Below are 13,538 nucleotides of genomic sequence, written 5' to 3'. Positions count from 1 at the left end.
GGCTAATGGCGTAACCGGTCAGACGATCGAGCTGAAAGCGAAGGATATCGCGGGTTATACAGCGGTGGAACCGACTTACAGCTACACGCTGGACGTTGAAAATGCAGCGCATGTGTTCTACTACACCGCGAGCGAGCAAAGCGTGAACGTGAAGTATGTAGACCGCGCCACAGGTGAGGATATTGCCGAAGCGACGAGCGTGGACGGAGTCACCGGTGAAACGGTAACTCTCGAGGCGAAGGACGTACCGGGCTACACCCCGGAAAAAGCGACCGATAGCTATACGATCAAAGCCGAAGGCAACGAGTACATCTTCTACTACACGGCTGACGCGCAAAGCGTAGAAGTGCAGTACCTGGAGCAAGGCACGAATAAAATTCTTGCCGATCCGACAACGGCTAACGGTGTAACCGGTCAGACGATCGAGCTGAAAGCGAAGGATATCGCGGGTTATACAGCGGTGGAACCGACTTACAGCTACACGCTGGACGTTGAAAATGTACCGCATGTGTTCTACTACAATGCTAACGAGCCGGATAACAACAGAACCTTGACTGTAAGATATGTGGATTCCATTACGGGTAAAGATCTGTTGGAACCAACGGAGCGTTCGGGTAAAGTGGGTGAAGAGATCGCGCTCACCGCGAATGATTATACGGATACAGTAACTGGTGCGGTGTATAAACCACACACTTACAATGTTCCGTATACCTTCAAAAACGAGCCGCTTCACGACGTGTTCACTTTTAATTACAGTCAAGACGTTACAGGTTTGGACCGGACGGTTCTCGTCCATTATGTGGACCGGGAATCTAACGAACCTCTTGCACCATCTACACCGGTAACGGGCAAAGTCGGCGAAACGATTCTGCTGAAAGCAGGACCGATTTCCGTTGCGGATGCGGTATACATGCCAGAGGATTTCTCGTATAACTATACGGTAACCCTTGATATGGAGCAGGAATATACGTTCTACTATAACCTTGGCGAACCATCGGGTGAAGTGGTTCAACTCACTATTTCGTATCTCGACAGAGCTACGAATACGGAGGTTGCTTCACAGGAAGTGATCGAAGGAAAAGCAGGAATCCAATTTACGCTAAATGCGAAAAATGTTCCGGGTTATACTCCCGAAGTTCCAAGCTACGACTACCATTATAGTGATGAACCAAACCAGCATTACGTGTTCTACTACTCGAAAAACGCACCAGTTGATCAGCAGCTCACCGTCAAGTATTTGTTGAACGGAACGAACGAGCAGCTTGCAAGTCCAAGCGTCGTTACAGGCAAACCAGGCGAGACGAAAACTCTGACGGCCGTATCGATCTCCGGCTACACTCCGGTGAAATCGACCGATGCCTATACGTTTACGACGCAGGCAGGCCAAGAGTATGTTTTCTACTACACTAGAAATTCGTCGAACTCGGGTGGATCCGGAGGCTCGTACACCTCGAGCGGATCGACCGTAACTCCGCTGCCGGCCTTGCCGCCGCTGCCAGCCGTACCGCCAACCCTTGAAACGGAAAATCACTACGACTACATTAACGGGTATCCTGACGGCTCGGTGAAGCCGCTCAACAACATTACCCGCGAAGAAGTAGCAGCGATTTTCTACCGGTTGCTGGATGATGAAAGCCGTTCCGAATACCTGAAGACCGGCAATTCCTTCTCCGACGTAGGGGCTACGCGTTGGTCCAACAAGCATATTTCCACGATGGAGAATGCCGGAGTCATTACCGGATATCCGGACGGGACCTTTAAACCGGGACAATATATTACCAGAGCCGAGTTTGCGGCGATCGCTTCCCGTTTTGACAAGCTTGACGAGCGGGCAAACGATAGTTTCACGGACATTTCCGGACACTGGGCAGAAAAGTATATTGCCTCCGCAGCCAACAAAGGCTGGATCAAAGGCTACACGGACGGAACCTTCAAACCGAATCAGTATATTACTCGGGCTGAAGCCGCCGCGTTCATCAACAGCGTGCTGAACAGAAAAGTCGATAAGGACGGAATTCATGAGGATGCCAAGATGTGGCCGGACAATGTCTACGGTAAATGGTATTACTACGACATCCTTGAAGCCACGAATCATCATGATTATTCCAGAGAAGAAAATGCTGAAGTAGAAGTTTGGGAAGAAGTACTTCCCAACCGTGTCTATCCTTAACAACCCAAAAGGCTCCCTTTCGGTTAGAAACCTGAACCGGAAGGGAGCCTTTTATTTATTGGGCATTCGAGAACAGCTTGTCCAAAAATTCATAGGTTAAAGGCATGTCCTCTTTGAGGTGGTTTCGGGTTTTGTCATTGTAGAAGTACAGTGTTGCGGTTTCCGCAAAATACTCGGTCGAGTAAACCGATACATAGCCGTCGCCTTCGTAATCGTTGTTCGCTTCTTTCTTCCAGACCTCGGTGAAATCGGAAGAGGAGCTTACGTTGTTCAGAACGATCCGGTCGATCGCATGGAATGTTTCATGGAGCTCCAGGTTTTGACCGTTATGTCCTTTGCCTTTGTTGCTGAACCCGATTCTTGCGATAACAACATTGGAGCTGACGCCAGGAACATCGTCCCAAGTAAGACCTGTGTTCTCCCAGCCTCTAGGTGTAACGCCTTTGTATTGGGCGAATTCCGGTTCATCGGTAATCTTGCCGTTGACCAGTTTGATCTTAACGCCGTTGTCTTTCAAGCCTTGCAACAAAGAAGAAGGAATTAACGCCAATCGATCCATCATTTTGTCTGCTTCAGCTTTGCTGTAATCGCCTTGCGGCAACACTACAATATCGTTCACCAGACTGTTATTTGATTCGGCAAAGGCCGGCATTACCGCGAGATTCATAGTAAAAATGATAGCGATGGCCAAATAAAAAATACGTTTCATTTCGGTTCCTCCCAATTGCATCAACGATTGATGCATGCTAACCGAATCAGGAAGAAACGAAATAACGCGTATTTCCGTTTGGCTTCCATATCGGCAACTGGCTGGCGTTACGGAATATTTCCGTGGTAGCCCCTATAGCTTTGCGTCCCCATCTTTCGATGGATTTGCCTTTATCAATATGAAAATATGAAGTTGGTTTACGAAAACAAAAAACCTTCTTACCGATAAGAAGGTCGCAGTCAACATAAATGTTGAGCCTCTTAAATCGGTAACTGGCTGGTTTAGCGGAAGCTTCCGCCTTAACCCCTGTAGTTTTGCGTCCCCATCTTTCGAAGGGTTTGCCTTTATCAAATCAAGAAGTATTTTATTAGTAAATATATGAATCTAGTTACCACTAGAATAAGTCTAATAGACTAGTTAGTCAAGCGTTGTTTTGCGAAGTATGTCGCGTTTTAAGATGATTTGAAAGGGACTGTTGCGTTTGTGAGAAAATGTGATACTATACAGCTAGATTTATAGTTTTGCAGGGGCGTCAAGTCCTATAAAACTTTATACGATAACGGCAAACCTGTCGAAAGGCAGGGACGCAAAGCTACAGGGCCTTCCACGAGGATGGCAGCCAGCTACCGAAAGGAGTTTTATATGATGAGAAAGGTACTGCTTTGTGCCTTGGTTTTAAGCGTACTGTTTGTATGGCCGGGAAGTTCCGGGGCGTTTGCCGCGGAAAAGAAGGAGTGGATCAAAACCGATCAGTTGGCTAAAGGGATCATTGTTCTTGATTATGAGGTGAAATCCGGAGTCAAGACGAAATTGCTGATCGTTAAGGGAGAAGGAAAGTACTCCTACAATTTGCAATCCGGGGTAAGGAATGAGGCCTTTCCTTTGCAAATGGGAAATGGGGATTACATCGTCAGTCTATTGGAGCAAGTCAAGGGAACTACCTACAGAGCCATCCACAAGACTGTTCTTACCCTGAATATGCCAAATCCAGATCAGGTCTATTTGAATTCCGTTCAAAATGTGAAGTGGAGTCCTTCGAGCCTTGCTGTGGTCCAGGCCAAAGAATTGATCAAAGACGCAACAACCGACGAGGATAAAGTTCAAGCCATCTATGAATTTGTAATCGATCATATCCAATACGACAATGGGCTGGCTTTCAGTGCTTCATCGGAATATTTGCCGCAAATTGATCGTACCTTGACCGCAAAAAAAGACATCTGTTACGGTTATTCGGCCTTGTTTGCTGCCATGCTGCGTAGCGTGGATATTCCGGCCAAGCTGGTAATGGGGACTACGGACTATGTGGACACCTATCACGCCTGGAACGAAGTGCTTATCGGCGGCAAATGGGTGACGATAGATACCACGGTGGATGCCGGTTGGAATGGGACCACGACTTCTTTTCAAATGTTGAAGGAAGCGGCCAAATATAAAACTGATAGATACTATTAATTGCTTAGCTTTCCGGAAGCCTTGGACTAATTAGCCCAAGGCTTCTTTGTTTTGTCCAAATATGCTATTCTTCTAATCAGGTAGGACTATTTTTGGAAATACGTTTATTGGGGAGTCTAGTCTATGAAAGTAATCCTTGTGGATGATGAACGGCTGGCTTTGGACTATTTGGAGCGACAACTGGCGAAGCTCGCCATGGATATAAATATCATCGGTAAATATACCGACCCGCTGGAGGGAAGACGGGAGATCATTGCGCGGCAAGCCGATATTGTGTTTTTGGACATTAACTTGCCCGAGTTGAACGGTATCGAATTAGCCGAACAAATTTTGGAGCAAAAGCTGGATACCCAGGTCGTGTTCGTGACAGCGTATGATGAATATGCAGTCAAGGCGTTCGAACTGAATGCGCTTGATTATATTGTAAAGCCGATCCAGGCGGAACGGCTGGCAAAAACGATGGCCCGGATCAAAGCAAGCCTGGATACCCGGTCGGACGAAGCAGCCGGAAGCGATCCGGAGTATACGCGCATCAATATGTTCAGGCAGGTCAGCGTCGAAATGAAAGAGGGACGCCAGAGCCTGTTGCAGTGGCGGACAACGAGGGCTCAGGAGCTGTTTTTGTATCTCTTGCAACACCGTGGTCAATTGGTTCGCAAGTCGACTTTAGCGGAAATGTTCTGGCCCGAATACGAACACGACAAAGTGTATTCGCAGTTGTATACCACTGTATATCATATCCGGAAAACGTTGAAGCCCTTCGGCAGTCGCATTCAAATCGTAAACACGACCGAAGGATATATGATGAGCCTGGATCAAATATCGCTGGATACCGAAGAATGGGAGGCGAAACTGGCCGTGCTCCCGCACGCCTCGGGGGACTCTATCGACGATTACATAGATGTCATGAAAATGTACGCCGGTGATTATTTGCAGGAATACGACTACTGGTGGGCTGAGAGCGAACGCCAGCGCCTCAAAAACCTTTGGCTTGAAGCGTCGTATGTCATTGCTGGATGGTATCGCGATCAAGCCCTTTGGGACAAGGCTATCTCTGGCTATCAGCATGTGTGCGCGCTTTATCCGCTGGAAGAAGAATCCCATTTTGCGTTGATGAAGATTTACGCGTCGCTGAATAATTCCGCCATGGTGGAGATACAGTATAACGCACTGGAAACCGCTTTAAGAGAAGAACTGAATCTACGACCGTCCAGTCCTATTTTAGATTGGTACGAAGCCTGGAAAAAGAGTGAGGTCACAGCGGAAAAGCAGGCACAGCCTGGCTCATTCTGAATTACATAAGATCGCACTATAAAGGGCGCCTTGAGAGGTGCCTTTTTTATTTTCAACCGCGACGTTGTAGAGATTTTGTCGAGATTTAAGAATTATTATAAATAAGCAGGAATGCAAAAAATGTTGGAGAGGGGTTGAAAGGATTTACTTATAGAAAAAAACAGCCATCAGGAGCTAAAAAATAGAGAAGAGGGTGAAACTTTTTAGCAATGAAGACAAAATTGATCACAGTAGCACTGGTCTGGGTCCTTATTCTCCAAAGCGTTATTGGAGCCGGAACGGCCGCGGCAGGTGCTGAACCGGAGCCATCCTCCGAAGCGGCTGGGCAAGCCGCGAGCGTTACCGACGATACTTACGGTCCTTTTGCGCTAAAGGCGCTGAATCAGGATAGTATTCTGACCAAGGTAACCCTCCGGGATCAAAACGCCACCGTCATCGACGCGGTGTACAATCCGGACCGGAATGAAATGTCCAAACTCGGCGATGCGGTCAGCATCGAATACGAATGGGCTTTGGAAAACGGGCACGGATATCAGGCGGGGGATATTTTTGAATTTGACATTCCCCAAGAATTCGTCATTTACAACAAATTTTCAAGTCCGTTAATCATCGATGACGGCACTTCCATCGGGAACTTTACGGTGGAAACGGATGGCCATGTCATCGTGGAGTTCAATGGCAACGTGGATAACTCCGAAGTCCGGGGAATGATGGAGATTCATACGGAGTTCAGTAAGGACACGATCAAGGGTAGCGTGGAAGTGCCGATTTATTTCCCTGTCCGTGGCGGAACTCAAGTAGCAAAGGTATTTTTCACGCCGAAAGACGGGCAACTGCTGACAAAGCAGGGTATCGCGGACAAAGCCCGAAAAATCGACTGGACGCTGGACATGAATACGGCTCTGGTCAAACTCGACCATCCGGTCGTGTCGGACCGGATTCCGGAGGGTCTAAAACTGGATCCTTCTTCCATTAAGGTCTACAAGTTGAATGTCAATGTGGACCGGGGACCGGATCAGGGAGCCGAAGTGTCTCCGGCCGAGGGGAACTATCAAATCGACTCCGAGAGCGATGGCTCGGCTTTCCGCATCCAGTTCAACGCTTCCGACATGAAGTCGGCTTACCGCATTCAATACTCTACGCTGGTAACGGACGAAGAGGCGACCGCGTTCACCAACCAGGCCGAATTGAAGAGCGGCAATCAGCAGAACGCCGAGGCTAGCAAAACGGTTACCGTTCACCGCGAACCGTTATTGACGAAGGAAACGATCGGCGGTTCTTACGACGCGGTTAATCAGTCGGTATCGTGGCGCATCAAATACAATTACGGGGAAAAGAACATCGCCGAAGCCGATGCCAAGATGGAAGACCGTTTCGGTAACTTTTTAGTCTTGGACGGGCCTGTAAAAGTATTCAACTTGGACGGTACGGAGTTGGACACGAACGCCTATGAGGTTATCCCGGTTTCGGATGCTGCGGTTGGCGGCAAAAACGGGTTCGATTTGCGGTTTAAATCCGACATCCAATCCGCCTACAATATCGAATATAAAACCAAGGTTACCGCGCGCGTATATAGAGATACATCGGTGACCAATGCGGTATATTCGGTGCTGAACGGCAAAGAAAACAGAGGTTTGGCAACCCATACCTTCAAAAGCGGCATCGGGGTTAAAACAAGGGAAGCCATCGATTACAGCTCCAAGGAAGTCAGTTGGAAAATCGTCGTCAACAAGGATCAATGGTCCATGAGCAATCTGGTGATCGAGGATGTTTTTTCCGGCGGCGGCTTGACATTGATTCCGACAAGTTTGAAAGTGGTTTCGTCGGGGGATCCGGTTCTGCCCTATAATTTGGATGATACCGAGCCCGACAAAGGATTTAAGCTTAGTTTTATCGGCAATTTTGACGATGTCTATACCATTACTTACACGACAAAATTCACGCCGGAGAAATCGCTTTACAAAAATGTAGCGAAGCTGGATTGGGATGAAAAAGTTGCCGGCAGTCGGGTGGAACTCGAGGCTGAGTTTAAACCGAACGGTTATACCAACAATAATGGAGCCAAAAACGGAAAATATGACCCGCGTGTGAAAGAGTTGACCTGGGAAATCGTAGCCAATTACAATAGCAATTCGGTAAAAGGCGCAGTGATTACGGATATGCTCCAAGATGGTCAAACTTTAATTGACGGGACGGTGAAAGTTTACCCTATGACCGTCAAGCCTGACGGTACTCCGGAACCGGGCACGGAACAGACTCTTGATGAAGGTAAAATCAGTTACGTCGGCAACGAGTTGAGCATTGACCTGGGAGACATCACTTCTCCATACGGGATTACCTTCAAGACAAAACTGGATAGAACCCTGGTCTCCGATGTTATTGCGAATAAGGCGACCCTAACCGGGTCGGACGGCAAAGAGTGGAATTGGGCGAAAAATGTAACCGTTCCGCGGGGAGAGGTTTATGTCAGCAAAGACGGATTCCGGGACGGGGACAAGATTCACTGGAGTATTAAAATCAACGAAGGCCAGTCTTATGTGGAACGAAGTAAAATCGTAGACACGCCTAGCCCTAACCAGATTCTGATACCGGATTCTTTTAAACTTTTCCGAGCGAAGGTCGATGCTTCCGGCAATGTTTCGGCGGATGAGCTTCTGGAACAAGGCAAGGATTATAAGTTAACGATTCTCACCGATGCGGAGACGGGAAACGAGAGCTTTGAAGTGGAGCTTCCTCCGGTCATCGACACCGCCTATATTCTCCAATATGATTCGGAGATCGCGGTATCCGTCGATCGGGAAAAAATCACCAATGAAGTGAGCTTCGAGGGTGAAGGAGTATCGGTTGGGTCCCGGGAAACCGAGAAGTCGATCGAAATCCGTATTTCTTCGGGTTCGGGTACGGGCTCCGGAGTACGCGGATCGCTTGAAGTTATGAAACTGGACAAAGAAAATCATGATTTCAAACTGTCCGGGGCCAAGTTTAAGCTTGTTAATGGCAAGGGCGAGACAATCGGGGAAAAAGTAACGGGTGCCGACGGGAAAATTGTCTTTACCAAATTGCTTTACGATACCTATACCTTGTCGGAAACCGAAGCGCCTGAAGGTTATGTGCTGGATCCGGCTGCACGCCAGATCAACATAGACAGCGATGTTCAACAAAGCGGCGGAGTACTGCGGGTTACGGTAGAGAACGCAAAAGAAACCGATCCGGTATTACCGGTAGGCCAATTGAAAGTCGTGAAGGTCGACAAAGCCGATCACGCCAAAGTTTTAAAGGGAGCAACGTTTGTTCTGCAGGATGCGGACAAACTGAAGGCGCCTTTGACGCTGACGACGGATGAGTCGGGAATTGCCCTATTTGCAGGATTGCCGTACGGGGATTACATCTTGCAAGAAACTCAGGCGCCTGAAGGTTATGCCGCGGCTCTGTCGGAAATTCGCGTTACCCTGAATTCAAGTATAGTTCAAAGTGGGGATACACTCACCGTCACTGTGGAGAATGAGAAAAAACCTGAAATTCCTGGTAACCCAGGCAATCCGGGTAACCCAGGAACTCCGGGAACTCCAGGAACTCCAGGAACTCCTAGTACTCCTAGTACTCCGGGTACTCCGGATACACCAAAGGATGACGAGGAGCTTGAAAGCCCGGATGATCCTCTTCCTGGAGATGGGACTGAGGGAGAACAACCGGCTCCAGACAAAGACCAACCGGAGGATTTCAACCTGGACGAGGACGGCAATCCGTTGGGTGGAACCCGCGGTGACAAGCCGTCCGCTAAGGATGAAGAGAACGGTCACGGAGTAAAGGTACTCCCGAAGACCGGCGAAGCAAGCGCTCTGCCGATACAACTGTCCGGAGCGGCACTGATCGCACTGGGGCTGTTGTTAAGAATAAAGCGCATTAGAAGGAATTAAAGTTGAAATAAGGCGTTTCTCCGGGAAAAAAATCCTCGGAGAAACGTTCTTTTTTTTGGCGGTTTGAACAGTCGAGAAATTGTAGAGTTGGATCGGGTATACTTTTTCGAATTAGAATCGATGTTGATTCGTCAACCGGAGGAGGTTGCGAGAGATGCGTAAATTTTCGTTTTTGTTCATCATAACGGGTCTGGTCATCCTGTTTGCGCCGGTTTGGCAGGAGTGGCGGGCCGACCGGGAAGAAGTCAGGCTGCTGAGGGAAGCCGACCGCGAGTTAACCGCCGGGAGTTCGGGCAAGGCGAACGTCGAAATCAATGACGGGTATGCCAAAGTATCCCGTTTGCTTGAAGATGAAGCTGCCTCCGCAGAAGAGGCTCCGAACTTGCTTGCACCGGAATCCGGCGAGGAGGATGCGGCGATCGCCACGATCGAAGTGGATGCGATCGATTTGAAGCTCCCCGTGCTGGAGGGAGCAACCAAGACTAACATGAAGCATGCGGCCGTGCATATGTCGGAAACGGCGACATTAGGCGCTTCCGGCAACGCGGCGATCGCAGCCCATAGGGCTCGTACCGCAGGCCGGCTGTTTAACCGCTTGAACGAAGTGGAGATTGACGATAAGATCACAATAAGGACCATATCGGGGGATTACACATATAAGGTGTATAAAAAGTTCATTGTCGAACCAACCGATGTGTCTGTCCTGGACGGAAACGGCAGCGACAAAATACTCACTTTGATCACCTGCCATCCGTTGAATAAATCCACCCATCGGCTCATTATTCAAGCGAAGCTCGACTCTTGAATATTTCAGCCAAGAGAGGATAGAACCGGTTGACCAACTCAACGTACGTTATATCGAAAAGAAAACTGCTGCTCTATTTGGGCCTGTTTCTGATTCTTCTCCTGAGCCTGCGAATGCTCTGGTATCATTTCCGCGTGGTGCCTGTCCATCCGGAAGCACAACATGGGGTCATCGATTTGCGGTATTGGAAGTTCAGCGACAGGCAAGTGATCGATTTGAACGGGGAATGGGAGTTTTATCCTAATCTTTTTTTGGAGCCGGGAGAAGAAGACGGCTTGCTTCGGTCGCCAGAGGCTGCAAGGAAGTGGATAAAGGTTCCTGGGAAGTGGAATCAGGTGTTGGGCAAGGATTCGGGATACGGTTACGGAACCTACCGGATTCGGGTACTTACCGGAAAGAGTGAGTCTCTGTTTGGGCTGCGCGTTCAGAATGTTCAAACTTCTTCCAGAATCTATCTGAATGGCGAAATGAAGGAGTCTACCGGCGATCCATCCATTACGCCGGAGTTGAATCGGGCCCTGAATATCCCATACACCGTCCTGTTCAAGTCCGATTCGGGGGTAATGGATATCGTCATCCATGTCTCCAACTACCAGATGCACAGCACAGGAGGAATTACGCAATCGGTTAAATTCGGCACGGCTGAAGCCGTGACCCGTGAGACGTCGTTTTCCGAAACGATGCAGATCATCGTCTGCGTGGTTCTGCTGCTGCACGTCCTATATGCTTGCATTCTGTTCTTTTTGGGTAATCGGGGCAAGGAACTGGCCTATTTTTCCGCAACCGTATTTTTTGCGATCATATCGATTCTGATCGACGACGATAAACTGTTGTTGGTTTGGTTTCCCTTTGATTTTGACTGGACGATTAAAATTAAAATAGCTATATATTCCGCGATTCCGGCATTTCTCATCTTATGCATGAAATCGTTGCTTGGCAGCCGGGGCTTAAGCAGGGTCATCACCGCGTTCCTAGCTTTATGCTCGGTGAACGTCCTGCTGGCTATCTGCTTGCCTATACAGCTCATCATCATCTGCCGCTATCTGCTTTTATTGATCATGTTGAGTGCTGCTGTAATCGTTCCGGTCCTTGTGCTCGAAATTATTCGCCGGGGAGAAAAAGCCGCTATATTTATTCTTTTGTCGGCGGTTGCCCTCTCGAACAATATGTTGATAAGCGGCGGGATTAAAGCTAATTTTTGGCCGGATATGCCTTATTATCCTTTTGATCTTATTGTAACGTTTCTTGGACTTGCTTCTTTCTGGTTTATCCGGTTTTCGCAAATCACGATCTCTTCCCAAAAGATGGCGGATCAGCTTCGGAAGGCAGACAAGCTGAAGGACGATTTTTTGGCGAACACTTCCCATGAGCTCAGAAATCCGTTGCACGGCATGATCAATATGGCCCAAACCGTATTGGAAAAGGAGAAAAACGGACTGCAGGATTCCAGCCGCGGGAATTTGCAACTTATCGTAACCGTGGGACAAAGGATGTCGTTGCTGCTGAATGATCTGCTGGACATCACGCTGCTCCGCGAACGGGACATCGTGTTAAACAAGCAGAGCGTAGACCTGGGGGGCGTGGTCACAGGGGTGTTCGATATGCTTGCTTATTTAACGGAAGGAAAATCGGTGGAACTCGTTCAGAATGTGCCAAAATCCTTCCCCAGGGTGATCGCCGACGAAAATAGACTTGTCCAAATTATATTCAATCTACTGCATAACGCGATAAAATACACGGAAAATGGAATCATCGCTGTCGAAGCCGAAATTCGGGATGGTAAGGCGCTGATCCGTGTCAAGGATTCCGGAATAGGGATGGACGAGGAAACCCGGCGGCGGATTTTCCTGCCTTATGAACAGGGAGAAGGCGGGTTGGCGGGAGCGGGAGGCATCGGGCTCGGGCTCAGCATTTGCAAGCAATTGGTAGAGCTTCATGGCGGAACGTTGGAGGTAGTTTCTTCGCCGGGGCAAGGGTCGGAATTCACGTTTACCCTTGAAGTCGACGACCGTCCGGAACAGCAGAGTAAAGAGCGTGAAGCCTTCGAACTTGTCGCAATGCCGCATAACGCATCCGGAGCCGACGGAGAATACAAAATCTCAAACGCTAAAAATGCAGCGTGGAAGGAAGATATCAACACAAGCTATTCCGATAAACCTCGGATATTGGCCGTTGACGACGATCCTATTAACTTGAAAATCCTAAGCAATATTCTGTCCACGGATAATTACGACATCGTTTGTGTTTTCAGTGGAAAAGAAGCTATGGAATTGCTGGACGGGGGGGAATGGGATTTGGTCATTGCGGACGTCATGATGCCGCAAATGTCCGGCTACGAATTGACCCGAACCATTCGGATCCAGTATGGGATTACGGATCTCCCGATATTGCTGTTGACGGCCAGAAGCCGTCCGGAGGACGTGTATGCCGGCTTCGCGGCCGGGGCTAACGATTATGTGACCAAACCGGTAGGATCGCTTGACCTGAAGGCCAGGGTGCATGCGCTGATTCATCTTCGGCATACGGTCAGCGAACGCTTACGCTTGGAAGCGGCTTGGCTTCAGGCACAAATCCGGCCTCATTTCTTATTCAATACGCTGAATTCGATCGCATCCTTAAGCGACAGCGATCCTGTTCGAATGACGGGCCTGTTGGAGGAGTTCGGGACCTACTTGCGGATGAGCTTCAATCCAAGAAATTTACAGCGCCTGATTCCGTTGGAACAAGAGTTGGAGTTGACGCGTTCCTACCTGTATATTGAAAAGGAAAGATTCGGCGACAGATTGGGCATTTCCTGGGAGATCCCCGACTCGGTTACCGCTGAAGTTCCTCCGCTTTCGCTCCAGCCCCTGGTCGAAAATGCGGTAAGGCACGGTATTTTTCCAAGAGCCAGCGGCGGCACGGTTAAGATTATCATTTCCGATAGAACGGAAGAGTGGATCATCGTCACGGTCCAAGATGACGGCGTGGGCATTGGGAAGGAGAAGCTGGACCGGCTGATCTCATCTGCGGAACCTATTTCCCGTGGCATAGGTCTGGTTAATACGGATCGGAGACTAAAACAGATTTACGGTCAAGGATTGAAGATTACCAGCATTCTGGGCAAAGGAACGACAGTGTCTTTTAAAATTCCCAAACAAACCGGCCGGAAAGAGCCGCAAGATAAACAACATAATAATGGTTGGTGATGGA

The 13,538-nt window shown here is 48.8% G+C and carries 7 protein-coding genes and 3 riboswitches; of the genes, 6 read left to right on the top strand and 1 reads right to left on the bottom strand.

The annotated features are described in order from the left end of the window. Positions 1-2,170 (top strand): S-layer homology domain-containing protein (locus DFP94_RS25445; RefSeq protein WP_181873067.1); only part of this gene is annotated, 2,170 nt, incomplete at its 5' end. 55 nt (positions 2,171-2,225) lie between these two features. On the opposite strand, the gene DFP94_RS08115 is transcribed toward DFP94_RS25445, so the two are convergent. Then, positions 2,226-2,879: an anthrax toxin lethal factor-related metalloendopeptidase gene (locus tag DFP94_RS08115; protein WP_114495974.1), complete on the bottom strand. Its 654-nt coding sequence runs from the start codon at positions 2,877-2,879 to the stop codon at positions 2,226-2,228. 89 nt (positions 2,880-2,968) lie between these two features. Further along, positions 2,969-3,058, bottom strand: a riboswitch (cyclic di-GMP riboswitch). An 85-nt stretch (positions 3,059-3,143) separates the two neighbouring features. Further along, positions 3,144-3,232, bottom strand: a riboswitch (cyclic di-GMP riboswitch). 198 nt (positions 3,233-3,430) lie between these two features. Continuing rightward, positions 3,431-3,510, top strand: a riboswitch (cyclic di-GMP riboswitch). 11 nt (positions 3,511-3,521) lie between these two features. Here DFP94_RS08115 and DFP94_RS08110 point away from each other — a divergent pair. From DFP94_RS08110 to DFP94_RS08090, 5 genes are all read left to right on the top strand, one after another. Next, complete coding sequence (locus DFP94_RS08110; protein WP_245954619.1) at positions 3,522-4,331, top strand: transglutaminase-like domain-containing protein; 810 nt, start codon at positions 3,522-3,524, stop codon at positions 4,329-4,331. A gap of 123 nt (positions 4,332-4,454) precedes the next feature. Then, positions 4,455-5,624, top strand: a complete 1,170-nt coding sequence (locus DFP94_RS08105) for a response regulator (protein WP_114495972.1) — start codon at positions 4,455-4,457, stop codon at positions 5,622-5,624. Positions 5,625-5,833: 209 nt separating this feature from the next. Next, positions 5,834-9,541 (top strand): collagen binding domain-containing protein, encoded by a 3,708-nt coding sequence (locus DFP94_RS08100; protein WP_114495971.1) that lies wholly within the window; start codon positions 5,834-5,836, stop codon positions 9,539-9,541. Positions 9,542-9,695: 154 nt separating this feature from the next. Continuing rightward, complete coding sequence (locus DFP94_RS08095) at positions 9,696-10,346, top strand: class D sortase (RefSeq protein WP_181873066.1); 651 nt, start codon at positions 9,696-9,698, stop codon at positions 10,344-10,346. A 29-nt stretch (positions 10,347-10,375) separates the two neighbouring features. Then, complete coding sequence (locus tag DFP94_RS08090) at positions 10,376-13,534, top strand: hybrid sensor histidine kinase/response regulator (RefSeq protein WP_245954617.1); 3,159 nt, start codon at positions 10,376-10,378, stop codon at positions 13,532-13,534. The last annotated feature ends 4 nt before the right edge of the window (positions 13,535-13,538 follow it).

It is taken from the genome of Fontibacillus phaseoli (assembly GCF_003337355.1).
Taxonomy (GTDB): domain Bacteria; phylum Bacillota; class Bacilli; order Paenibacillales; family Paenibacillaceae; genus Fontibacillus; species Fontibacillus phaseoli.
Note: the sequence above shows the minus strand (reverse complement) of the source record. Positions and strands in the feature narration are given on the sequence as shown.